This is a genomic window from Solwaraspora sp. WMMA2065, assembly GCF_030345075.1.
GTDB lineage: Bacteria > Actinomycetota > Actinomycetes > Mycobacteriales > Micromonosporaceae > Micromonospora_E.
In genome coordinates this window covers 3,348,521-3,371,234 of the sequence record NZ_CP128361.1, presented here as the reverse complement: position 1 = coordinate 3,371,234, position 22,714 = coordinate 3,348,521, and the positions used below count along the sequence as shown (strand labels likewise).

Here is a 22,714-nt window from a genome sequence, read left to right as displayed (position 1 = left end):
CGGTAAGCACAGGGCCGCCGTCGGGCGGTGCGGTGTCAGCCGCCGACCTGGGACTGCAGGGTACGGATCAGCTCGATCTCCTTCTGCTGGCCGCTCACCATCGACTCGGCCAGCCAGCGCACATCCTCGTCGTCGGAGAGCTCGAGCACCCCGTCGGCCATGTGAATGCCGCCCAGGTGGTGGGTGAGCATCAGCGACAGGTACAGCCGGTCCACCTCGGCACCGGTGGCCGCCCTCAGCTCGGCCCGCTGCGCGTCGGTGGCCATCCCCGGCATCAGACCGTCGACCACCGCCCACTCGCCGGTGGTTTCCATCCAGTCCATCCGGGGCTGGGTGCCGGTCGGCTCCAGGCCCCACTCACGTAGCCAGGTCTGCATCATGCCGATCTGGCTCTGCTGGGTCAGCGCGATGTCGCTGGCGAGGGTCCGCACCGCCGGGTTCTCGCTGCGCTCCAGCACGATCATCGACATCTCCACGGCCTGCGCGTGGTGGGTCGACATGTCCCGGGCGAACCCGGCCTCCGGCGAGGCGTCGCCGGGACGCAGCAGACCGGGGGTGAGCAGGCCGGCGGCGTACCCGAGCAGGAGACCGACCACGACGGCTGCGGCCAGCCACGCGGTGCCGAACCGGCCACGGCGGCTGGTTTCGGCCGCATCGCCACCGGGCGTCGGCGGATCGGTCGGATCCCCGCCGGCCGGGTAGGCCGGCCGGTCCTGCGTCGCCGGCCCGTCGACGGGCCCCCGCCCGGTGTCGGCCATCGCGTCCGTCTCCGTCCTGGTGGTCACGACCCGGCGCCGCCGTCCATCTGCTGCTCCTGGGCGCCGATGTCACGCGGGGTGGTGCCGGTGGCGGTGATCCCACCCGAGCAGGTGGCGCCCGGCTCGACGGTGGCGTTCTGCCGCAACGCCCGGATGAACTCGTCGATCCGTGGGTCGTTGACGTCGTCGACGGCCAACTGGTAGCCCCACGCCTGCAGCGAGACCGCCGACTCCAGGCCCTCGAACGGGCTCATCAAGGTGAATTCGTTGCCCCGGATCTTGCTGGCCAGCGTTTCGACCTGGTCGGCGGGCAGACCTTCCTGGTAGGTGAGCCAGACCGCGCCGTGCTCCAGGCTGTGCACGGCGTGCTCACTGGCGATCGGCGCGTCGTAGACGTCACCCATGCAGTTCTGCCAGTTCGGGTTGTGGCTGCTGCCGACCGGCGGCTGGATCTCGTACTCCAGCGGCCCCCACTCGTGTGACTGCTTGCCGGCCATTGGCTGCACCGCCGCCGGGTTGGACTCCCGGTAGTTGACCAGGTCGGTGATGTCCGAGGCGCGGTCCTGCCACGACCGGGCCTCCTGGGAGACCGCGTAGGCCCCGTACCCGATGATCGCGGTGGCCAGCACCCCGACGCCGACCATCAGCGCGATCGGACCCCAGTTGCGCTCCTGGGTGACCTTGACCGGTTTGACCGGCTTGCGGCCGCCCTTGCCGGCCTTGCCGCTGGTCTTGCCGCCAGCGGCCCGGGCGGCCGGGGCGCCACCGCCCCGGCCGCTCGCCGATTTGCCCTTCGCCGGCTTGCCCGCGGCCTTATCGTCGGTCCGGGGCTTGCCGCCGGCCGCCGGCTTGCCGGTGCTGACCACGGAGGAAGGGTTGCGGTTGTCGCCACCCTGGGTGCTGATGCTCATGGTGTGGTGCCTCGTCAGGTCGGTCGGTCAAGGGGCATTCAGCGGGGACACAGCAGGTGAGGGTCGCCGCCAAGGCCACGAGTCTACCCCCGGTAACATGCCTTGGTGACTCCCGCCAATCTCGCTGAGCTCGTCCGCGCCGCGGCCCGGTCGGTCTTCGTCGACCGTGACATCGATCTATCTTTACTCCCCGACGTGGTCACCGTCGAGCGTCCGCGCAACCCAGACCACGGCGACTACGCCTCGAACCTGGCGTTGCAACTGGCGAAGCGAGTCGGCACCGCCCCACGTGAGCTGGCCGCCGCGCTGGCCGCCGCGCTCAGCGAGGCCGACGGGATCGCCTCGGTGGAGATCGCCGGGCCGGGCTTCCTGAACATCCGACTCGACTCGGCCGCCGCCGGGGCGCTGGCCCGCACCGTGGTCCTGGCCGGCCGGGAGTACGGCCACAGCACCCGCCTGACCGGCCGCCGGCTCAACCTGGAGTTCGTCTCGGCCAATCCGACCGGCCCGGTGCACCTCGGTGGCACCCGCTGGGCGGCCGTCGGTGACGCGCTCGCCCGGATCCTGCGGGCCACCGGGGCCGACGTCGGCACCGAGTACTACTTCAACGACGCCGGCTCCCAGATCGACCGGTTCGCCAACTCGCTGCTCGCCGCCGCGCGGGGCGAGGCGGCGCCCGAGGACGGGTACGGCGGGGCGTACATCGCCGACATCGCCGGTGCCGTGGCCGCCAAACACCCCGAGGTCCGTGACCTCGACGACGACGCCGCCCGGGAGCTGTTCCGGGTCGAGGGCGTGGCGTTGATGTTCGACGAGATCAAGGCGTCGCTGGCCGGGTTCGGGGTGCACTTCGACACGTACTTCAACGAGAAGGACCTGCACGCCCGGGGCGAGCTGGAGCTGGCGTTGACCCGGCTGGGCGAGCAGGGGCGCACCTACCAGCGCGACGGCGCGACCTGGCTGCGCAGCACCGACTTCGGCGACGACAAGGACCGGGTGCTGCGCAAGTCCAACGGCGAATGGACCTACTTCGCCGCCGACTGCGCCTACTACCTGGACAAGCGGGAGCGCGGCTTCGACCAGGTCGTGATCATGCTCGGTGCCGACCACCACGGCTACATCGGCCGGCTGCGGGCGATGGCGGCCTGCTTCGGCGACGACCCGGATCAGACCCTGGAGATCCTGATCGGGCAGCTGGTGAACCTGGTGCGCGAGGGGACGCCGGTGCGGATGTCCAAGCGGGCCGGCACCGTGGTCACCCTGGAGGACCTGGTCGAGGCGATCGGCGTCGACGCCGCCCGGTACGCACTGGCCCGCTACTCGTCCGACTCGCCGATCGACATCGACGTGGAGCGGTGGACCCGGGCCAAGAACGACAACCCGGTCTTCTACGTGCAGTACGTCGCCGCCCGGACCGCCAGTGTGGCCCGCAACGCGGCCGAGGTAGGGCTGCAGCGGGGCGGGCCGGACGACTTCCGGCCCGAGCTGCTCGACCATGAGAAGGAGAACGAGCTGCTCAAGGCGCTCGGCGAGTTCCCCGCCGTGGTCGCCTCCGCCGCTGAGCTGCGTGAGCCGCACCGGATCGCCCGCTACCTTGAGGAGCTGGCCGGGGCGTACCACCGGTTCTACGACAAGTGCCGGATCATGCCGCTCGGCGACGAGGAGATCACCGACCGGCACCGGGCCCGGCTGTGGCTCAACGACGCCACCCGTACGGTGATCGCCAACGGCCTGGACCTGCTCGGCGTCTCGGCGCCCGAGCGGATGTGACCCCGGCCGACGTACCCAGACCCAGATCCATCCACGACGAAGGACGGTAGCGCCGTGCGCGCACACGAGGCCGGGGCCCTGCACGGTGACCTCGGCAGCCGGGGGCCGGGCTGGCTGCGTACCCCGGATGACGTCAACATCCTGCTGCCGCAGCTGTGGCCGCGGACGGTGACCCGGGCGGACGCCGGGTCGATCACCGTCGGCGGCCGGGACGTACGGGAGCTGGCCGCCGAGTACGGCACCCCGGCGTACCTGCTCGACGAGGACGACCTGCGGGCCCGCTGCCGCGACTTCCGGGCCGCCTTCGCCGGCCAGGACGTCTACTACGCCGGCAAGGCGTTCCTGTGCCGGGCGGTGGTGCGGATCATCGCCGAGGAGGGCCTGCACCTGGATGTCTGCACCGGCGGTGAGCTGGCCGTCGCGTTGTCGGCCGGGATGCCGCCGGAGCGGATCGGCCTGCACGGCAACAACAAGAGCGTCGCCGAGCTGACCCGGGCGCTGGACGCCGGGGTGGGCCGGATCATCGTCGACTCGTTCGACGAGATCGACCGGCTGACCACGCTGGCCCGTGACCGGGGGGTCCGGCCGAAGGTGCTGGTCCGGGTCACCGTCGGGGTCGAGGCGCACACCCACGAGTTCATCGCCACCGCCCACGAGGACCAGAAGTTCGGCTTCTCGCTGGCCGGCGGGGCGGCGTTCGAGGCGGCCGCCCGGATCCTCGACGAGGGGGTGCTGGAGCTGCGCGGGCTGCACTCGCACATCGGCTCGCAGATCTTCGACGCCGGCGGGTTCGAGGTGTCCGCCCGGCGGGTGCTGGCGCTGCAGGCGCAGATCCGCGACGCGCGCGGCGTCGAGCTGCCCGAGCTGGATCTCGGCGGCGGGTTCGGGATCGCCTACACCACCCAGGACGACCCGGCGCCGGCCCACGAGCTGGCCAAGCGGATGAACAAGATCGTGGACAGTGAGTGTGAGGCGTTGCGGCTGGCCGTGCCGCACCTGTCGGTCGAGCCGGGCCGGGCGATCATCGGCCCGGCGGTGTTCACCCTCTACCAGGTCGGCACCGTCAAGGACGTCGACGGCATCCGCAGCTACGTCAGCGTCGACGGCGGGATGAGCGACAACATCCGTACCGCCCTCTACGACGCCTCCTACTCGGCGACGGTCGCCTCCCGGGCGTCGACCGCGGCGCCGATCCTCGCCCGCGTCGTGGGAAAGCATTGTGAGTCCGGGGACATCGTGGTGAAGGATGAATTCCTGCCCGCCGACGTGCAGCCGGGAGATCTTCTCGCGGTGCCGGGCACGGGGGCGTACTGCCGGAGCATGGCGAGCAACTACAACCATGTGCCCCGGCCGCCGGTTATCGCGGTCCGCGACGGAGCGGCCCGGGTGATCGTCCGTCGGGAGACCGAGGCCGATCTGCTGGCACTGGACGTGGGATAGCGCCGCAGGCGGCGGGACGACGTGGATAGCGCGCGCGGCGCGCGGTCGCGAGGTATGGGGTGAGCATGGGTAAGCCGGTACGGCTGGCGTTGCTGGGCTGCGGCACGGTGGGCTCCGAGGTGGTGCGGCTGCTGCACGAGCAGGCTGCCGACCTCGCCGCCCGGGTCGGGGCGCCGATCGAGATCGCCGGGATCGCGGTCCGCCGGCCCAACCGGGCCCGTGGTGACCTGCCGGTCGACCCGGCGCTGTTCACCACCGACGCGTTGGGCCTGGTCAAACGGGACGACGTCGACGTGGTGGTCGAGGTGGTCGGCGGCATCGAACCGGCCCGGACCTGGCTGGTCGAGGCGCTGCGCAGCGGCAAGAGCGCGGTCACCGCCAACAAGGCGCTGCTCGCCGAGGACGGCGGCACCCTGCACGACGCCGCCGCCGAGGGCGGTGCCGACCTGTTCTACGAGGCGTCGGTGGCCGGCGCCATCCCGCTGCTGCGCCCGCTGCGCGATTCGCTGCACGGCGACTCGATCACCCGGGTCACCGGCATCGTCAACGGCACCACCAACTTCATCCTCTCCGCGATGGACGCCACCGGGGCCGGGTTCACCGAGGCGTTGGAGGAGGCGACCGCCCTCGGGTACGCCGAGGCCGACCCGACCGCCGACGTGGAGGGGTTCGACGCCGCGGCCAAGGCCGCCATCCTGGCCTCGCTGGCCTTCCACACCCGGGTCGGCGCCGACGACGTGCACCGCGAGGGGATCACCGAGGTCAGCGCCGCCGACATGGCCAGCGCCAAGGCGATGGGCTGCACCATCAAGCTGCTCTGCATAGCCGACCGGGGCCCGGGCGCCGACGGCGCCGAGTCGGTCAGCGTCCGGGTGCACCCGGCGATGATCCCGCGCAGCCATCCGCTGGCCAGCGTCGGCGACGCGTTCAACGCGGTCTTCGTCGAGGCGGTCGCGGCCGGGCAGTTGATGTTCTACGGCCGGGGCGCCGGTGGGGCGCCGACCGCCAGCGCGGTGCTCGGCGACATCGTCGCGGTGGCCCGCAACCGGCTCGCCGGGGTGCACACGGCCAGCGAGTCCGCCTACGCCGACCTGCCGATCCGGCCGATGGGGGAGGCGGTCACCCGCTACCACATCAGCCTCGACGTGGCCGACCGGGCCGGGGTGCTGGCCGCCGTCGCCGGGGTGTTCGCCCGGCACGACGTGTCCATCGCCACCGTGCGCCAGTCCGGCCGGGACAACGACGCCAGCCTGGTGATCGTCACCCACCGGGCGCCGGACGCCGCCCTCGCGGCCACCGTCGAGGAGCTGCGCGGCCTGGACGTCGTCCGTTCCATCGCCAGCGTGCTGCGGGTCGAGGGCGGCCAGTAGCCGCCGGTACGCTGTGCCGGCGCGAACCGAGGAGGTTGTCATGTGGCGGGGCCTGATCGAGGCGTACCGGGACCGGTTGCCGGTCACCGACGCCACGCCGGTGATCACCCTCTACGAGGGCAACACGCCGCTGCTGCCGGCGCCGGTGCTCTCCGCCCGGGTCGGTGCCGACGTCTACCTCAAGGTCGAGGGGGCCAACCCGACCGGGTCGTTCAAGGACCGGGGCATGACGATGGCGGTCTCCAAGGCGGTCGAGGAGGGCAACAAGGCGATCATCTGCGCCTCGACCGGCAACACCAGCGCGTCGGCCGCCGCGTACGCCGCCCGCGCCGGCCTGACCTGCGCGGTGCTCGTGCCGCAGGGCAAGATCGCGCTCGGCAAGCTCGCCCAGGCGCTGGTGCACGGGGCCCGCCTGCTGCAGGTCGACGGCAACTTCGACGACTGCCTGTCGATGGCGGCCAAGCTGGCCCAGGACTACCCGGTAGCGCTGGTCAACTCGGTGAACATCTTCCGGCTGCACGGGCAGAAGACCGCCGCGTTCGAGATCGTCGCCGGGCTCGGCGACGCCCCGGACATCCACTGCCTGCCGGTAGGCAACGCCGGCAACATCAGCGCCTACTGGATGGGCTACCTGGAGGATGTCGAGGCCGGCAACGCCACCCGCGCCCCGAAGATGTACGGCTTCCAGGCATCGGGTGCCGCCCCGATCGTCTCCGGCGAGGTGGTCCGCCAGCCGTCGACGATCGCCACCGCGATCCGGATCGGCAACCCGGCGAGCTGGACCAAGGCGCTCGACGCCCGGGACGCCTCGGGGGGGCTGATCGACGCGGTCACCGACCGGGACATCCTGGCGGCGTACCGGCTGCTGGCCCGGGAGGTCGGGGTCTTCGTCGAGCTGGCCAGCGCGGCCAGCGTCGCCGGGCTGCTGCAGGCCGCCGCCGCCGGCAAGGTACCGGCCGGTGCCACCGTGGTCTGCACGGTCACCGGGCACGGTCTGAAGGACCCGGAGTGGGCGATCTCCACCGCTCCGGCACCGACCACCATCGGCAACGATCCGCTACTCGCGGCCCGCGCCCTCGACCTGGCCTGACGACGTCGCCGGTCGGGTGTGACGCGGCTCGACCTGAGGCGTGTCGGTTTCGGCCAGGTCGGCTTCTGCGGCGTCGACCAGCAGCCGGGTCGCGACGGCTACGGTACGCAGCTCGTCGGTGTCCAGTCGGGCCAACAGCCGTGCCTGGCGGTCGGTGCCGGCGGTGACGATCCGGTCCATCAGCTGCCGCCCGTCGTCGGTCAGCTCGATCCGGCGGACCCGCCGGTCCCGGGGGTCCTCCCGGCGGCCGACCAGCCGGTGGGCCGCGAGCCGGTCGACGATCCCGCTGACCGTGGCCATCCGTACCCCGAGCACCTGGCTGAGCTCCTGTCCCGAGGCGCTGCCACGCAGGTAGAGCAGTAGCAGTATCTTCAGCTGCGGCACGGTGAGCTGTGAGTCGAACAGCGGGTCGGAACGGTCGGAGGCGAACAGGACCTGCAGCCGGCGGCTGGTCACCACGATCTGGTCGATCAGTTCGTCCCGCTGGGCCACCTGCGCTCCCTCTGGTCCGGCACGGTGGTGGGCCGGCCGCCCGCCGTGCGCAGACGATATCCCAACAACTTCGCGTGACGCTAACTGTTAGCCTTGGCCGAACAATTCCCGTCGTTCCGCCGCCGGACTCTTCCAGGAGTGAGCCCGCACATGTCGTTGCTCGCCAGACTCAGCCTCGCCAACCGAGGGCTCGTGGCGCTCGTCGCGGTCGTGATCACGATCTTCGGCGCCGTCACCATCCCGACGCTCAAACAGCAGCTTCTGCCTTCGTTGGAGTTCCCGGCCGCGTTCATCAGCGCGGTCTACCCCGGCGCGGCACCGGAGATCGTCGAATCGCAGGTGACCGAGCCCATCGAGAACGCCCTCTCGGGCGTCGCCGACCTCGAGAGCGTCACCTCCACCTCCAGCGAGAGCTTCGCCACCGTGCAGGTCGAGTTCGCCTTCGGCACCGACCTGACCAGCGCCGTCAACGAGCTGGAGACCTCGATCAACCGGATCCAGCTGCCCGACGGTGTGGAACCGGCCGTCTTCGCCGGCAGCACCGACGACCTGCCGGCTGTGGTGCTGGCCGCCACCGGCGCCGGCGGACCGGGGCTCGCCGGACGTCTGGACGAGGTCGTGCTGCCCGAGCTGGAAGCCATCGAGGGGGTACGCGCCGTCGACGTCACCGGCGCCGGTGAGCAGGTCGTCTCGATCACCCCCGACTACGCCGCGCTGGCCGACGCCGGTCTCGACCCGAGCGCTATCGGCAACGCCCTGCGGGTCAACGGCGTCACCATCCCGGCCGGCTCCCTCACCGACGGCGACGAGAGCCTGACCGTCCAGGTCGGCACCAGGATCGATTCACTGAGCGATCTCGCCGGGATCTATCTCACCGCGTCCGGCCGGCCGCCGGTGCGGCTCGACGACGTCGCCGAGATCAGCGAGCAGACCGCCCCCGCCACCTCGATCACCAGGACCAACGGCGCGGACAGCCTCGGGATCGCGGTGACCGCCGGCCCCGACGGCGACGCGGTTGGCATCTCGCACGAGATCCGGGACCGACTCGACGAGCTGGGCGCGGCCGCTGACACCGAGTTGATCGTAGTGTTCGACCAGGCACCGTTCGTGGAACGCTCGATCGAGGCCCTCACCACCGAAGGCCTGCTCGGCCTGGTGATGGCGGTCCTGGTCATCCTGGTCTTCCTGCTGTCGATCCGGTCCACCGTGGTCACCGCGGTCTCCATCCCGCTGTCGGTGCTGATCGCGTTGATCGCCCTGTGGGTCGGCGACTACTCGCTCAACCTGCTCACCCTCGGCGCGTTGACCATCTCGGTCGGCCGGGTGGTGGACGACTCGATCGTGGTGCTGGAGAACATCAAACGGCATCTGGAGTACGGCGAGGACCGGCGTACCGCGATCCTGACCGGGGTCCGGGAGGTGGCCGGCGCGGTCACCTCGTCGACCCTGGCGACCGTCGCCGTCTTCGCCCCGATCGCGATCGTCGGCGGTTTCGTCGGCCAGCTGTTCGCGCCGTTCGCCATCACGGTGACCGTCGCGTTGCTCGCCTCGCTGCTGGTCTCGCTCACCATCATCCCGGTGCTCGCCTACTGGTTCCTCAAGCCGGCCGCCGCCGGCACCGACGTGGAGCAGGTCCGGCAGGAGGCCGAAGCCAAGGAGCTGCGCAACCCGTTGCAGCGCGGCTACCTGCCGGTGATCCGGTTCGCCACCACCCGGCGGTGGGCCACCGTCGGCATCGGGCTGGCGGTGCTGCTCGGCACGTTCGCGCTGAGCACCCGGCTGGAGACCAACTTCATCGACGACGCCGGCCAGGACACCCTGAGCATGCGGCAGGAGTTGCCGGCGGGCACCAGCCTGGCCGCCGTCGACCGGGCCGCCATCTCGGTGGAGCGGGTCCTCGCGCGGACCGACGGGATCGAGTCCTACCAGGTGTCGATCGGCGCGAGCAGCAACCCGTTCGCCGGTGGCGGCGGCAACACCACGGCGAGCTATTCGATCAGCCTGACCGAGGACACCGACAACATCGCCGTGCAGCAGCAGCTGCGGGACGAGTTCGCCGGCCGCGACGGCCTGGGCGAGATCACGGTCGGGGCGGCCGACGGCGGGCCCGGTGGCGGGAGCAGCAACCAGCTGCAGGTCATCGTGCAGGCCAACGACCCGGACGATTTGGCCACCGCCGCGGAGCGGGTCCGGACCGCGATGTCGCAGACCCCGGACGTTGCCGACGTCACCAGCACCCTGTCCGAGGACGTGACCCGGCTGCAGGTGCAGATCGACCGCGCGGCGGCAGCTCAGGCCGGGCTGAACGAGGCCGCGCTCGGGCAACTCGTCGCCCAAGCCTTCCGCGGCAGCCCGCTGGGACAGGTCACCATCGACGGCGACCGGCTGGACGTGGTGCTCAGCCCGAGCGCCCGGGTGACCTCGGCCGAGGAGTTGGCGGCGTTGCCGGTCGGGCCGGCGACCCTCGCCGCCTTCGCCGACATCACCGAAGTCGACGGGCCGGTGCAGATCAGTCGGGTGGACGGTGAGCGCAGCGCCACCGTCACCGGCACCGCGACCGGCTCGAACGTCGGGCAGACCAGCGCCGAGCTGTCGCAGCGGCTGGAGGACCTGAGTCTGCCGGCCGGTGCGACGTACACCATCGGCGGCGTCAGCGCCGACCAGGCGGAGGCGTTCGCCGACCTCGGGTTGGCCCTGCTCGCCGCGATCGCCATCGTCTTCGTGATCATGGTGGCGACGTTCCGCAGCCTGGTCCAGCCGCTGATCCTGCTGGTGTCGGTGCCGTTCGCGGCGACCGGCGCGATCGGTCTGCTGGTCGTCACCGGTACGCCGATGGGTGTGCCGGCGCTGATCGGCGCGTTGATGCTGGTCGGCATCGTGGTGACCAACGCGATCGTGTTGATGGACCTGATCAACCAGTACCGCGAGCAGGGGATGAGCGTGTCCCAGGCGGTGGTCGAGGGCGGCCGGCGTCGGCTGCGGCCGATCCTGATGACCGCGATCGCCACCATCTGCGCGTTGACGCCGATGGCGCTCGGCCTGACCGGGGTGGCCGGCTTCATCGGCCAGCCGTTGGCGATCGTGGTGATCGGCGGCCTGTTCAGCTCGACGCTGCTCACCCTGGTCCTGGTGCCGACGCTCTACACCATGGTCGAGGGCACCAAGGATCGGCTGCGGCAGCGCCGGGCCACCCGCCGGTCGGCCGGCCCGACCGACGACGCGAGTGACGTCGCTGCGGCACCGGACCGGCCGTCAGGAGCCGTTACCGGCACCGATGCCGTACCAGGCACCGGCGACGCAGCGGACGGCCGCAACGGCTCCGACACCGCCGGCCCCGCCAGTCGTACGTCGCCGGTCGCCGCGCCGCCGGCCCGCCCCTCGGCGGCGCTGGTCGACGGCACCGACCAGTTCGAGGTGCTGAAACTGCCGAAGAGCCGCACCTCGCCGCTGCCGCCGACGGATCCGCCGGCGGAGAAGTGACCGTGCGGGGGTCCCCAGGGCACCGGCCCCGGGGACCCCCGCGACGACCCGTCGCACAGATCACACTTCGTCCACTGTCCGGTATCCGGTCGGTAAGGTGTCGGTACGTGGCCTCACCGTTAGCGGTCCTTACCGGGAACCGGGATTTCCGCCGGCTGCTCCTCGCCGAGCTGGTCGTCTTCGGGGCGGACTGGTTCGTCATGGTGCCGCTGGTGGTGCTGCTGCCGGAGCTCACCGGCAGCGGCGTCTGGGGCGCTCTGGTGCTCGCCGTGGACACCGGCATCCACGCCCTGATGTTGCCGTTCACCGGTACGCTCGCAGACCGCTTCGACCGCCGTCGGATCCTGATCGCCGCGAACCTGGCCGCCGTCGTCGCGGTGCTGTTGCTGCTGGCCGTCCGCACTTCGGGTACCGCCTGGCTGGCGTTGTTCGCCATCGCGTCGCTCGCGGTGGCCAAGTCCTGCTACTCGCCGGCCGCGCAGGCCGCGCTGCCGAACGTGGTCTCGGCGGCGGAGCTGCCCGCCGCCAACGTGTTCGCCGGATCCGCGTGGGGCACGATGGCGATAGTGGGCGCGTCGCTCGGCGGGCTGCTCAGCGCGGCCCTCGGCCCGTACGCGTGCTTCTGGATCGCCGCCGCGGCGCTGCTGCTCGCGGCGGTGGTCACCATGTCGATCCGCCGACCGATGCAGACCCCACGCGATGCCACGCTGCCGGCGCCCCGGACACTGACCGCGATCCGGGAGGCGCTGGCCTACATCGGTGGCCGGCCGCAGGTGCTCGCCCTGGTGACCGCGAAGAGCGCGGTCGGCCTCGGCAACGGCGTACTCACGTTGTTTCCGCTGTTGGCCGGGGTGTACGGGGTCGGCGCGATCGGCACCGGCCTGCTGTTCGCCGTGCGGGGTGCCGGCGCGGTCATCGGGCCGTTGCTGACCCGCCCGGTGCTGAACCGGCGGTCCTGGCTGCTCACCGGGTTGGCCGCGTCGATGTCGGTGTACGGGCTGTCCTACGCCAGCATCTCGCTGGTCACCTGGTTCCCGCTGGTGCTCGCCCTGGTCTTCCTGGCGCACCTGGGCGGCGGCAGCAACTGGGTGCTGTCGAACTACGCCCTGCAGGCGGTGGTGCCGGACCGGCTGCGTGGCCGGGTCTTCGCCACCGATCTGATGCTCGCCACCCTGTCGATCTCGGTGAGTCAGTTGATCGTGGCCAGTGTGATCGACACCCTGGACACCCGGGTCATCCTGGCGACGTGCGGTCTGGTGACCGTCACCTATGCGGTCGGCTGGCGGCTGGCGACCCGGCGGCTGGGCTCGGTCGTTGCGGCCAGCCGCTAGCATCGTGATATCACTTTGATAGCGATCTGGTTGGCAAGGGAGCAGAGCATGGAACGAGCCGTGTTCCGGATGTCCGGATTCGTGGCGATCAGTGGCTTGGCGGTGTCTGGCCTGATCGGCCTGGCGGTGGTGGCGCCCGGCATCAACTCGGTGGCCGACGTGGACGTCTGGATGGCCGTCGCTGTCGCGGTCTACGCCGGGGTCGTCGCGCTGGCCGCCACCGGGTTCACCGTGGTCAACCCCAACGAGGCGCAGGTCGTGCAGTTCTTCGGTCGCTACCTCGGCTCGATCCGCGTCGCCGGCCTGCACTGGACCTGGCCGTTCACCGTCCGGCGCAAGGTCACCCTGCGGGTGCGCAACTTCGAGACCGACCGGCTCAAGGTCGCCGACGCCGACGGCAACCCCGTCGAGATCGCCGCCGTCGTGGTGTGGCGGGTGGTCGACTCGGCCAGCGCCGTCTTCGCCGTCGACGACCACGTCGAGTACGTGGCCGTCCAGGCCGAGGCCGCCGTCCGGCACCTGGCCACCAGCTACCCGTACGAGGCACACGACGGTGAGCGGGCCAGCCTGCGGGACAGTACGGTGGTCGCCGACGAGCTGACCGCCGAGTTGCGGGAGCGGGTCGAACTGGCCGGCGTGGAGGTGCTGGAGTCCCGGGTCACTCACCTTGCGTACGCCCCTGAGATCGCCCACGCGATGCTCGCCCGGCAGCAGGCCGCCGCCGTCGTCGCGGCCCGGTTCCGGATCGTCGAGGGCGCCGTCGGCATGGTCTCCAACGCGTTGGAGCGGTTGGCCGACGAGCACGTGGTCGACCTCGACGAGGAACGCAAGGCCCAGATGGTCGCCAACCTGCTGGTGGTGCTCTGCGGTGACCGGGCGGTGCAGCCGGTGGTGAACACCGGGTCTCTCTACGGCTGAGGCGGTCCACGGCTGATGGCCGAACGCAAGAAGCTGCTGTTGCGGCTCGATCCGGCGGTGCACGAGGCGATTGCCAAGTGGGCCGCCGACGACCTGCGCAGCGTCAACGCCCAGATCGAGTACGCGCTGCGGTTCGCGCTGCGCGCCGCCGGCCGGACACCCGGACCGGATCGGGCACCTGAATCCGATCGGGCACCTGGATCGGGTGCGTCGGTCGACGGCCCGGACCGGCCACCGGCGCCCTGACACCGGGCGACCGGCCAGGACCTAGCATGGGGCGATGGGTATCAGCTTCGTTCCCGGGCCGGTGACCGTGCGGGTCCCGGCCACCAGCGCCAACCTCGGCCCCGGGTTCGACGCGCTCGGGTTGGCGCTCGGTCACCACGACGAGGTGACCGCCCGGGTGGTGCCCGCCGGCTGCCGGGTCGAGATCTCCGGTGAAGGCACCGGGGAGCTGCCGGTCGACGACGGCCATCTTGTCGTGCGCGCCATGCACGCCACCTTCGACGAGCTCGGCGGCCGGCCGGCCGGACTGGCGTTGAGCTGCGTGAACCGCATCCCCCAGGCACGCGGCCTGGGTTCGTCGTCGGCGGCGATCGTGGCCGGCGTGCAACTGGCCCGAGGGCTCGCCGTCGGCGGGACGCAGCTGCTGGACACCGCCGCCGCGCTACGGATCGCCGCCCGGCTGGAGGGTCACCCGGACAACGTGGCGCCCTGCCTGCTCGGCGGTTTCACCATTGCCTGGACCGAGGCCTCCGGGGCGCGCGCGGTGTCGGTGCCGGCGCATCCGGCGGTGTCGCTGACCGTCTACGTACCCGGTAACCGGGGTCTGACCGAGGCGGCGCGGGCGGCGCTGCCCGCCCAGGTGCCGCACGCGGACGCCGCGTTCACCGCCGGCCGGGCCGCCCTGCTGAGCCACGCGATCACCGCTGACCCGACGCTGTTGCTGGCCGCGACCGAGGACCGGTTGCACCAGGACTACCGGGGTCCATCGATGCCGGCCAGTGCGGAACTGGTCTGCCGACTGCGGGCGACCGGTGTGGCTGCGGTGATCAGTGGGGCGGGTCCGAGCGTCCTGGCGTTGACCGAAGTCCCGGCGGACTTCTGTCCGGGAATGGACTGGCAGACACACTTGTTTCCGGTAGACGTTGCCGGAGCGCGGATCGAAGGCGCTATAGTAGGACACGCCGAGCGGGACCCTGTTGCCGCAGGTCGGAAGAGTTGACTACGCTCTAGGCCAAGCACAGCCGCGAAGCACGCGATCTCCTGCGGGGCGGCGCACCCCCGAAGCTATCGGCGGTAAGCCCGTCTCACCCCTGCCTAGGCCACCGCCAAACCGCAGTCTCCACGGATCGCTGCAGATGTCGAGAGCTGCCCACCGAGGCTGGTGAAGCGGGTCCGGCAAAGCTGCGCCAAGACTCCCGCGACGTGTCATGCGAGGCGGGTGCACCGAGGCCACCCGGCCACCTAGCGTCTTGACCCGGGTTGCCCGGCCTATCGAGGGAAGGAATCCATTGAGCGACACCACCGACGTGACGTCGGATGTCTCCAACGTCGCTGACGACACCACCGCTGCTCCTGCCCGCCGTCGGCGGTCCGGCACCGGGCTGTCCGCGATGCTGCTGCCGGAGTTGCAGAGCCTCGCCGCGTCGCTCGGCATCTCCGGCACCGCCCGGATGCGCAAGAGTGAGCTGATCACCGCGATCACCGAGCGCCAGGCCGGCGGGGGTGCCCCACGGCCGCGCGCCGAGGTCGCGGCGGCGACCGCACCCCCTCGGGAGGAGGTCCGCGCCGAGGTTCGTCCTGAGGCCGAGCGGCGCGACAGCGGGTCTGAACGGCACGACGGCGGGTCTGAACGGCGCGACGGCGGGTCCGAGCGGCGCGACGGCGGTGACGGCGAGCAGCTCGCCATCGTCGACGAGCCGGCCCGCGAGCGCAGCACCCGCCGGGGCCGTCGGTCGGCAACCGAGTCGCGTACCGACGAGACCGCGACCGCGCCGACCGAGTCTGGCGAGCGGGCCGACCGGGGCGGTGACGGCCGGGACAACCGTGACGGCCGGGACAACCGTGACGGCCGGGACAACCGTGACCGTGGCGAGCGGGACAACCGTGACCGTGGCGAGCGGGCCGAGCGGGGCGGTGACGGCCGTGGTGGTCGCGACCGTAACGACCGGGGTGACCGTAACGACCGGGGTGACCGCAGCGAGCGGAACCAGCGGGACAACAACGACGACGACGACAACGAAGGCGGCGGTCGGCGCAGCCGACGCAGCCGGTTCCGCGACCGTCGGCGGCGGGGGGACCGCAGTGACGGCGACGGTGGCGGCGGCCGGGAGCCGCAGGTGACCGAGGACGACGTTCTCGTCCCGGTCGCCGGCATCCTCGACGTGCTGGACAACTACGCGTTCGTGCGTACCACCGGCTACCTCTCCGGGCCCAACGACGTCTACGTCTCCATGTCGCAGGTCAAGAAGCACGGTCTGCGGCGCGGTGACGCGGTCACCGGCGCGGTGCGCGCCACCCGCGAGGGTGAGCAGCGTCGTGACAAGTACAACCCGCTGGTCCGGCTGGACACCATCAACGGCATGGAGCCGGAGGAGGCCCGGCGGCGTCCCGAGTTCTACAAACTCACCCCGCTGTACCCGCAGGATCGGCTGCGGTTGGAGACCGAGCCGCACATCCTCACCACCCGGGTCATCGACCTGGTGATGCCGATCGGTAAGGGCCAGCGGGCGCTGATCGTCTCCCCGCCCAAGGCGGGCAAGACGATGGTGCTGCAGGCGATCGCCAACGCCATCACGCACAACAACCCCGAGTGCCACCTGATGGTGGTGCTGGTCGACGAACGCCCGGAAGAGGTCACCGACATGCAACGGTCGGTGAAGGGTGAGGTCGTCGCGGCCACGTTCGACCGGCCGCCGCAGGACCACACCACGGTCGCCGAGCTGGCCATCGAACGGGCCAAGCGGCTGGTCGAGCTGGGCCACGACGTCGTCGTGCTGCTCGACTCGGTGACCCGGCTGGGGCGCTCGTACAACCTGGCCGCGCCGGCCAGCGGGCGGATCATGTCCGGTGGTATCGACTCGACGGCGCTGTACCCGCCGAAGCGGTTCCTCGGCGCGGCCCGAAACATCGAGAACGGCGGTTCGTTGACCATCCTCGCCACCGCACTGGTGGAGACCGGATCCATGATGGACACGGTGATCTTCGAGGAGTTCAAGGGGACCGGCAACGCCGAGCTCAAGCTGGACCGCAAGATCGCCGACAAGCGGGTGTTCCCGTCGATCGACATCCACCCGTCCGGCACCCGCAAGGAGGAGATCCTGCTCGCGCCGGAGGAGCTGGCGATCACCCACAAGCTGCGCAAGGTGCTCCACTCGCTGGACTCCCAGGCGGCGCTGGACCTGCTGCTGGACCGGCTCAAGCAGAGCCGGACCAACATCGAGTTCCTGATGCAGATCGCGAAGTCGACGCCGGGGGAGTGACCCCGGCGCCGGCCGCCCCGCGCGGTCGGGAATCCGGCAGGTCCGTCGGGCGTTGCGTCCGGCGGTGTTCGTGACGGTCGTGGTGGGCGGTTCGCTCCGCCCACCGCGACCCGCTGCCACGGCCCGTGGCAGACTGACAGCAGGCCAGGTTCCGGTTCACGCCAGAGTCGGCCCGCGCAACGGCGCGGTCGACGTCGACGGCGACCCGGCGACCGACGAAGAGAGGACCATCAGTGAAGAAGGACATCCACCCGGAGTACGTGACCACCGAGGTCACCTGCTCCTGCGGCGCATCTTTCACCACCCGCAGCACCGCACCCAGCGGCAAGATCCACGCTGAGACCTGCAGCGCCTGCCACCCGTTCTACACCGGCAAGCAGCGCGTCCTCGACACCGCCGGCCGGGTCGCCAAGTTCCAGCAGAAGTACGCCAAGGCGAAGGCCAACAAGGCCAAGTAGCTGTGCACGCGGCGCCCGCTTCCGACCGAGGTCGGGGGCGGGCGCCGCGGTGTCTGGACGGTCCTGGTCTTCTCAACCCGGATGAAGGAGTACTTGGATGAGCAGCGAGCGCCTGACCGGGCTCCTCGACGAGTACGCCGAGCTGGAGAAGCAGCTGTCTGATCCGGCGATCCACGCGGACCAGACCACCGCCCGCCGGGTCGGTCGCCGGTTCGCCGAGCTGGCCCCGCTGCACAAGGCCGCTGGCGAGCTCGCCCAGGCCCGGGCCGATCTGGCCGCCGCCCGGGAGCTGGCCGGCGAGGACCCGGCGTTCACCGTCGAGGCGGAGGCAATCGCCGCCAGCCTGCCCGACCTGGAGGCCCGCCTCGCCGAACTGCTGATCCCCCGGGACCCGCACGACGCCAAGGACGTCATCGTCGAGATCAAGGCGGGCGAGGGCGGCGAGGAGTCGGCGCTGTTCGCCGGCGACCTGCTACGGATGTACCTGCGGTACGCCGAACGGCGCGGCTGGCAGGTCGAGGTGCTCGACTCGCAGGATTCCGACCTCGGCGGGGTCAAGGACGTCTCGCTCGCGATCAAGTCGCGGGGGGTGCCCGAGGGCGGTAACGGCGTCTGGTCCCGGCTCAAGTGGGAGGGCGGCGTGCACCGGGTGCAGCGGGTGCCGGTTACCGAGTCGCAGGGCCGGATCCACACCAGCGCCGCCGGGGTGCTGGTGCTGCCGGAAGCCGAGGACGTCGAGGTCAACGTCGACCCGAACGAACTACGCGTCGACGTGTTCCGCTCCTCCGGCCCCGGCGGCCAGTCGGTCAACACCACCGACTCGGCGGTGCGGATCACCCACCTGCCGACCGGCATCGTCGTCTCCTGCCAGAACGAGAAGAGCCAGCTGCAGAACCGGGAGCAGGCGATGCGGATCCTGCGCGCCAGGTTGCTCGCCGCCGCCCAGGAACAGGCCGACGCGGCGGCGTCCGACGCCCGCCGTTCCCAGGTGCGTACGGTCGACCGGTCCGAGCGGGTGCGCACCTACAACTACCCGCAGAACCGGATCACCGACCATCGGATCGGCTACACGGCGTACAACATGGACCTGGTGGTCGGCGGGGAGCTCGACGGCGTCCTCGACGCGCTCGCCGAGGCGGACCGGGCAGCTCGGCTCGCCGGTGACACCGAACTGACCCGCCGCTGACCGGCCCCACCGGCCCCACCGGCACCGGCTGTGCCGCTGACCGCGGCCACACCGGCACCGGCTGTGCCGCTGACCGCGGCCACACCGGCACCGGCCGGGCGGTCAGCGCACCGGATGGGGCCGCTGCCGGGCCTCGCGCATCTGTCGGGCGGCCACCTCGAAGGCCCGGCTGAGCGCTTCGCGCAACCCCGGACCGGAACCGCTGATCTCGGCGTAGCCGACGCTGACCCCGACCGGAGTGCCAGGCACCAGCGACTCCCACTCCTCACCGGCCACCGCGGCGGTGATTCGGCGGGCCACGTCGGCCGCCTCGGCCGGGCCGGCGCCCGGCAGCACCACCACGAACTCGTCGCCGCCGTACCTGGCCACGAAGTCACCCCGGCGCATCACCCGGTTGATCACCCCGGCGACCCGTTGCAGCACCAGGTCACCGGAGTGGTGGCCATGCACGGTGTTGACCGACTTGAAACCGTCCAGGTCGCAGACCATCACCACGGCCCGGTCGCCCCGGCCGGCCATGTCGGTGACGTAGAGGTCGAGGTGGCGGCGGCTGGCCAGCCCGGTCAACGGGTCGGTCAACGCCTCCTGGGTGTACTGCGCGGCGGAGCGACGCATCTCCTCCTGGTCCAGCCGGGCGGCGATGCCGTCGACGTACATGTCGCGCAGCCGGTCGTTGCGCCGGGTGGCCAGCCGGAACGCGTACCGGTCGGCGTCGTGCGCGGCGGCGTGGTCGCCAGCCCGGGTGTGCGCGACGCTGCGCAGCCGGGCCGTCTCGGCGGCACCGAGCGTCTCGGCGGAGACCACCGCCGTGGACAGGCGGGTCAACGCCTCCGCCGGCCGGTCCGCCGCGATGGTCAGGCAGACCACCCCGAGCTGGCGCAGGTCGCGGGCGCGGGCACTGTCGCCGCCGTCGATCATCAGGCGGGTGGCCTCCGGGGCGCCGGGGGGCAGCCGGGCCGGCTCACCGAGCGCGGCGAGCCGGGCCAGCGCGTACCCGTACGCCACCCGGCTGCTCGGGCGTAGCAGCCCGGTCCGGTCGGCGTGCACGAACTTCGCCAGGTCGCTGCCGATGTCGCGGAGCACCCGCAGGCAGCCGTCGGTGTCTCCATGATGGTCCAACGCGACGGCGTTGCGCAGCCGGATGCCGGGCGCGGCGAAGGTCTCCTCTGGAATGCCGGTGGCGTTGCCGAGCTGCCGGGCGTGCTCGATGGCACTCAGCGCGTACCCGTGGAAACTGAGGTAGGAGTAGGCCATCGCCAGGTCGTGCCAGCCCCAGGCGGTTTCCCGGTCGACGTCGGTGGCCGCGCCGAGCGCCCGCGCGCTGTGCACCAGATGGGTGACGCACCGGTCGAACGCGCCCTGCTGGTGGGCGGCGAGCGCGGCCAGCGCGTGCAGGTGGCCGTGCAGGTACGGCTCGCTGACGTCCCGGGCCGCCTCGAACGCCCGGTCGACGGCCACCGTGTACTCGGCGGACCGGCCGAGGTTGAGCAGCGCGGAGAGCCGCTGCACCAGCGCGTCGGCCCGTACGTACCGGTTGCTGGTGCTCCGGATCACCTGCTCGAAGGCGACACAGGCTTCGGCCGAGCGGCTGCTTTCCATCAGCGCCCGGGCCTGCATCAGCGCCTCGGCCTGGTCGGTGAGCCGGTCGAGCCAACCCACGCACAACCTCCCTGGAGCCCGCTGGAATCTGGCGGAGCACACACCCGACCCGATCCGCGACCTGTTCCACGGACGCCCGGGTGGACGCACCATGATTATGTCGTGAACCACTTGCCAGAGAACACCTCCGGATTGCCGGATCGGACGCCGGTCCGAGCCGCCGTGGCTGCCGCGGCCGCCCGGCTGGCCGCCGCCGGTGTCGCCGCCGCCCGGGTCGACGCGGAGCTGATTGCCGCCTCGGTGCTGGACATTCCGCGTGGCCGGCTGGCACTGAGTGGCGACTTCGACGAGACCGACATCGGCAGGTTCCACAGTCTGGTGACCCGCCGGGCGGCTGGGGAACCGGTGCAGCACCTCACCGGATCGGCACCGTTTCGTTATCTCGAGCTCGCGGTGGGGCCGGGGGTCTTCGTGCCCCGGCCGGAGACCGAGCTGCTCGCCGGGGCGGGCGTCGACGCGCTGCGTGACCAGCCCGGCGAGGCGGTCGTCGTCGACCTGTGCAGCGGCAGTGGCGCGGTGGCGCTGGCAGTCGCGCACGAGGTTCCGACGGCCCGGGTGGTCGCGGTCGAACGCTCGACGGACAGCCTGCGCTGGCTGCGCCGCAACGCCCGGCGACAGGCCGCCGCCGGGGACCGGCCGATCGAGGTGCGGGCCGGCGATGTCCGGGATCCGGACCTGCTCGGCGAGTTCGCCGGCCGGGTGGACGTGCTGCTGTGCAATCCGCCGTACGTACCGGACGGCACCCCGGTGCCGCCGGAGGTCGCCGGGCACGACCCGGCCGAAGCGGTCTTCGGCGGGCCGGACGGCCTGGCGGTCATCCGACCGGTGGTGCACCGCGCCGTGACCCTGCTGCGCCCCGGCGGGCTGTTCGGCGTGGAGCACGACGACGGCCATGCCGCCGCCGTCGTCGCGTTGGTCGCCGCCGCCGGCCGGTTCGACGCTGTCACCAGCCACCGCGATCTGGCCGGCCGGCCGCGTTTCGTGACCACCCGCCGGACGGGCTGACGGCAGCTGGCGGTGATCGGTGCGGATCAGCGGGCGGGCACGTGGCAGACTGGCACACCGTGATGCTCTATGACTGCCGGTCCGCCGCCGACCGTGACAAAGGCATCGCCGCGGCGATCGAGGCGGTCAAGAACGGCGAGCTGGTCGTGCTGCCGACCGACACCGTGTACGGCGTCGGCGCCGACGCCTTCACCTCGTACGCCGTCACCGCGCTGCTCAACGCCAAGGGTCGGGACCGGCAGATGCCGCCGCCGGTGCTGGTCGGTTCCCGGCACACCCTCGATGGTCTGGTGCTGATCCTGCCGCCGACCGCCCGCGACCTGGCCGACGCCTTCTGGCCGGGGGCGCTCACCATGATCGTCGAGCACGCGCCCAGCCTGAACTGGGATCTGGGGGATACCAACGGCACCGTCGCGGTCCGGATGCCGCTGCATCCGGTGGCGTTGGAGGTGCTGCGGGAGACCGGTCCGATGGCGGTCTCGTCGGCGAACAAGACCGGCCGGCCGCCGGCGGTGACCGCCGCCGAGGCCCGGGACCAGCTCGGCTACTCGGTGCGCGCGTACCTGGAGGCCGGCCCGTGCCCCGACCCCGTGCCAAGCACCATCGTCGACCTGACCGGCGACGTGCCCCGGGTGGTCCGCGACGGCGCGGTCCCGATCGAGAAGCTGCGTGACGTGGTCCCGGACATCATCGGTACGGAGTCCTAGTGCCGCCGTTCACCGTTCTTCATGTCTGCATGGGCAACATCTGCCGTTCGCCGATGGCCGAGCGGCTGTTGGTGCTGGCGCTCGAGCAGCGGCTGGACCGGCTCGGTCCGGCCGCCGCGCCGCCGGTCGAGGAGCTGTTGCACAGCCACAGCGCCGGCACCGGCGGTTGGCACGCCGGCGAGGAGATGAATCCGCCGGCGGCCCGCCAGGTGCTCGCCCGGGGCGGGCAGGTCGACGGCTTCGCCGCCCGCAAGCTGCGGTCCGACCAGATCGACGCCGCCGATCTGGTCCTCACCGCCACCGCCGACCAGCTCGAGTACGTGCTCGCGTTGCGCCCGGACGCCGCCGAGCGCACCTTCGTGCTCGGCGAGTTCGGCCGGTTGCTGCCGGCGGTGGACGCGGCGGGGCTGCCCGGTGCCCGGTCGGGTCCGGACGCGGCGGTCACCCCGGAGGCGGTGCACGCCCGGGGCGCGGCACTGGTCGCCGCGGTCGCGGTGGTCCGGGCCGGTGCCGGTCCCCAGCCGGGGGACGATCTGGACGATCCGTGGGGGCGCGGCGACCACACCTTTGCCCGGGTGGCCGACGAGATCGAGGAGACGGTGGGAGCGCTCGGCGTGGCGCTGCTGCCCTGAGATCGGCGGGGCGGGCAGAGGA

19 protein-coding genes are annotated in these 22,714 nt (G+C 71.8%); 15 read left to right on the top strand and 4 right to left on the bottom strand.

The genetic code is table 11. The features are described from left to right. Nucleotides 1-35: 35 nt before the first annotated feature. Together O7610_RS15150 and O7610_RS15145 are read right to left on the bottom strand one after the other, a co-directional pair. Nucleotides 36-758 (bottom strand): DUF305 domain-containing protein, encoded by a 723-nt coding sequence (locus O7610_RS15150; protein ID WP_475051203.1) that lies wholly within the window; start codon nucleotides 756-758, stop codon nucleotides 36-38. Nucleotides 759-781: 23 nt separating this feature from the next. Continuing rightward, on the bottom strand, nucleotides 782-1,669 hold the full coding sequence (locus O7610_RS15145; RefSeq protein WP_289213538.1) for a thioredoxin-like domain-containing protein: 888 nt from the start codon (nucleotides 1,667-1,669) through the stop codon (nucleotides 782-784). Between the two features lie 105 nt (nucleotides 1,670-1,774). Between O7610_RS15145 and argS the strand changes: the two genes are divergently transcribed. The 4 genes from argS to thrC all read left to right on the top strand — a co-directional run bounded on the left by argS (nucleotide 1,775) and on the right by thrC (nucleotide 7,339). Further along, nucleotides 1,775-3,439 carry an arginine--tRNA ligase gene (gene argS, locus O7610_RS15140; RefSeq protein ID WP_289213537.1) on the top strand — a complete coding sequence of 555 codons (1,665 nt, stop codon included), beginning with the start codon at nucleotides 1,775-1,777 and terminating at the stop codon, nucleotides 3,437-3,439. A gap of 54 nt (nucleotides 3,440-3,493) precedes the next feature. Beyond that, the gene (lysA, locus tag O7610_RS15135) at nucleotides 3,494-4,879 is read left to right on the top strand and encodes a diaminopimelate decarboxylase (protein WP_289213536.1); all 1,386 of its coding nucleotides are present in this window, start codon (nucleotides 3,494-3,496) and stop codon (nucleotides 4,877-4,879) included. A 65-nt stretch (nucleotides 4,880-4,944) separates the two neighbouring features. After that, nucleotides 4,945-6,249: a homoserine dehydrogenase gene (locus O7610_RS15130; protein WP_282234783.1), complete on the top strand. Its 1,305-nt coding sequence runs from the start codon at nucleotides 4,945-4,947 to the stop codon at nucleotides 6,247-6,249. A 40-nt stretch (nucleotides 6,250-6,289) separates the two neighbouring features. Beyond that, a complete protein-coding gene (gene thrC, locus O7610_RS15125; protein ID WP_278171212.1) occupies nucleotides 6,290-7,339 on the top strand; it encodes a threonine synthase in 1,050 nt (349 codons plus the stop codon). Here the strand turns inward: thrC and O7610_RS15120 are convergent. Further along, nucleotides 7,307-7,831 carry a MarR family winged helix-turn-helix transcriptional regulator gene (locus tag O7610_RS15120; protein WP_281551380.1) on the bottom strand — a complete coding sequence of 175 codons (525 nt, stop codon included), beginning with the start codon at nucleotides 7,829-7,831 and terminating at the stop codon, nucleotides 7,307-7,309. The two genes, thrC and O7610_RS15120, sit on opposite strands and share 33 nt — an antisense overlap. A gap of 150 nt (nucleotides 7,832-7,981) precedes the next feature. Here O7610_RS15120 and O7610_RS15115 point away from each other — a divergent pair, with 150 nt between their 5' ends. From O7610_RS15115 to prfA, 8 genes are all read left to right on the top strand, one after another. Continuing rightward, on the top strand, nucleotides 7,982-11,311 hold the full coding sequence (locus tag O7610_RS15115; RefSeq protein ID WP_281555689.1) for an efflux RND transporter permease subunit: 3,330 nt from the start codon (nucleotides 7,982-7,984) through the stop codon (nucleotides 11,309-11,311). Between the two features lie 107 nt (nucleotides 11,312-11,418). After that, nucleotides 11,419-12,642, top strand: a complete 1,224-nt coding sequence (locus O7610_RS15110; protein WP_289213535.1) for an MFS transporter — start codon at nucleotides 11,419-11,421, stop codon at nucleotides 12,640-12,642. Between the two features lie 48 nt (nucleotides 12,643-12,690). Further along, nucleotides 12,691-13,560, top strand: a complete 870-nt coding sequence (locus O7610_RS15105) for an SPFH domain-containing protein (protein ID WP_289213534.1) — start codon at nucleotides 12,691-12,693, stop codon at nucleotides 13,558-13,560. Between the two features lie 15 nt (nucleotides 13,561-13,575). After that, a complete protein-coding gene (locus tag O7610_RS15100; RefSeq protein ID WP_281551377.1) occupies nucleotides 13,576-13,806 on the top strand; it encodes a type II toxin-antitoxin system antitoxin in 231 nt (76 codons plus the stop codon). Nucleotides 13,807-13,840: 34 nt separating this feature from the next. Then, the gene (gene thrB, locus O7610_RS15095) at nucleotides 13,841-14,785 is read left to right on the top strand and encodes a homoserine kinase (protein ID WP_281551376.1); all 945 of its coding nucleotides are present in this window, start codon (nucleotides 13,841-13,843) and stop codon (nucleotides 14,783-14,785) included. Nucleotides 14,786-15,074: 289 nt separating this feature from the next. Continuing rightward, nucleotides 15,075-17,045 carry a transcription termination factor Rho gene (gene rho, locus O7610_RS15090; RefSeq protein WP_289213533.1) on the top strand — a complete coding sequence of 657 codons (1,971 nt, stop codon included), beginning with the start codon at nucleotides 15,075-15,077 and terminating at the stop codon, nucleotides 17,043-17,045. Nucleotides 17,046-17,278: 233 nt separating this feature from the next. Beyond that, entirely contained in the window at nucleotides 17,279-17,503 is a 225-nt protein-coding gene (gene rpmE, locus O7610_RS15085) for a 50S ribosomal protein L31 (protein WP_281551374.1), read from the top strand. A gap of 97 nt (nucleotides 17,504-17,600) precedes the next feature. Then, nucleotides 17,601-18,689, top strand: a complete 1,089-nt coding sequence (gene prfA, locus O7610_RS15080; protein ID WP_281551373.1) for a peptide chain release factor 1 — start codon at nucleotides 17,601-17,603, stop codon at nucleotides 18,687-18,689. A 102-nt stretch (nucleotides 18,690-18,791) separates the two neighbouring features. Here the strand turns inward: prfA and O7610_RS15075 are convergent, their stop codons facing one another. Continuing rightward, a complete protein-coding gene (locus O7610_RS15075) occupies nucleotides 18,792-20,348 on the bottom strand; it encodes a GGDEF domain-containing protein (RefSeq protein ID WP_289213532.1) in 1,557 nt (518 codons plus the stop codon). Between the two features lie 102 nt (nucleotides 20,349-20,450). On the opposite strand from O7610_RS15075, the gene prmC reads away from it, so the two are divergent. The 3 genes from prmC (at nucleotide 20,451) to O7610_RS15060 (ending at nucleotide 22,692) form a co-directional block, all read left to right on the top strand. Beyond that, nucleotides 20,451-21,353: a peptide chain release factor N(5)-glutamine methyltransferase gene (gene prmC, locus O7610_RS15070; protein ID WP_281551371.1), complete on the top strand. Its 903-nt coding sequence runs from the start codon at nucleotides 20,451-20,453 to the stop codon at nucleotides 21,351-21,353. A gap of 62 nt (nucleotides 21,354-21,415) precedes the next feature. Then, a complete protein-coding gene (locus tag O7610_RS15065; RefSeq protein ID WP_281555688.1) occupies nucleotides 21,416-22,060 on the top strand; it encodes an L-threonylcarbamoyladenylate synthase in 645 nt (214 codons plus the stop codon). Continuing rightward, complete coding sequence (locus tag O7610_RS15060) at nucleotides 22,060-22,692, top strand: arsenate reductase/protein-tyrosine-phosphatase family protein (RefSeq protein ID WP_281551370.1); 633 nt, start codon at nucleotides 22,060-22,062, stop codon at nucleotides 22,690-22,692. The genes O7610_RS15065 and O7610_RS15060 overlap by 1 nt, the downstream gene beginning before the upstream one ends. Nucleotides 22,693-22,714 lie beyond the last annotated feature (22 nt).

Excerpts from the sequence above, each read along its gene's own strand:
- thrB (WP_281551376.1), top strand. The coding sequence starts at position 13,841 with ATGGGTATCAGCTTCGTTCCCGGGCCGGTGACCGTGCGGGTCCCGGCC.
- O7610_RS15105 (WP_289213534.1), top strand. The coding sequence starts at position 12,691 with ATGGAACGAGCCGTGTTCCGGATGTCCGGATTCGTGGCGATCAGTGGC.
- prfA (WP_281551373.1), top strand. The coding sequence starts at position 17,601 with ATGAGCAGCGAGCGCCTGACCGGGCTCCTCGACGAGTACGCCGAGCTG.
- O7610_RS15150 (WP_475051203.1), bottom strand. The coding sequence starts at position 758 with ATGGCCGACACCGGGCGGGGGCCCGTCGACGGGCCGGCGACGCAGGAC.
- O7610_RS15145 (WP_289213538.1), bottom strand. The coding sequence starts at position 1,669 with ATGAGCATCAGCACCCAGGGTGGCGACAACCGCAACCCTTCCTCCGTG.
- O7610_RS15115 (WP_281555689.1), top strand. The coding sequence starts at position 7,982 with ATGTCGTTGCTCGCCAGACTCAGCCTCGCCAACCGAGGGCTCGTGGCG.
- O7610_RS15100 (WP_281551377.1), top strand. The coding sequence starts at position 13,576 with ATGGCCGAACGCAAGAAGCTGCTGTTGCGGCTCGATCCGGCGGTGCAC.
- thrC (WP_278171212.1), top strand. The coding sequence starts at position 6,290 with ATGTGGCGGGGCCTGATCGAGGCGTACCGGGACCGGTTGCCGGTCACC.
- O7610_RS15130 (WP_282234783.1), top strand. The coding sequence starts at position 4,945 with ATGGGTAAGCCGGTACGGCTGGCGTTGCTGGGCTGCGGCACGGTGGGC.
- O7610_RS15065 (WP_281555688.1), top strand. The coding sequence starts at position 21,416 with ATGCTCTATGACTGCCGGTCCGCCGCCGACCGTGACAAAGGCATCGCC.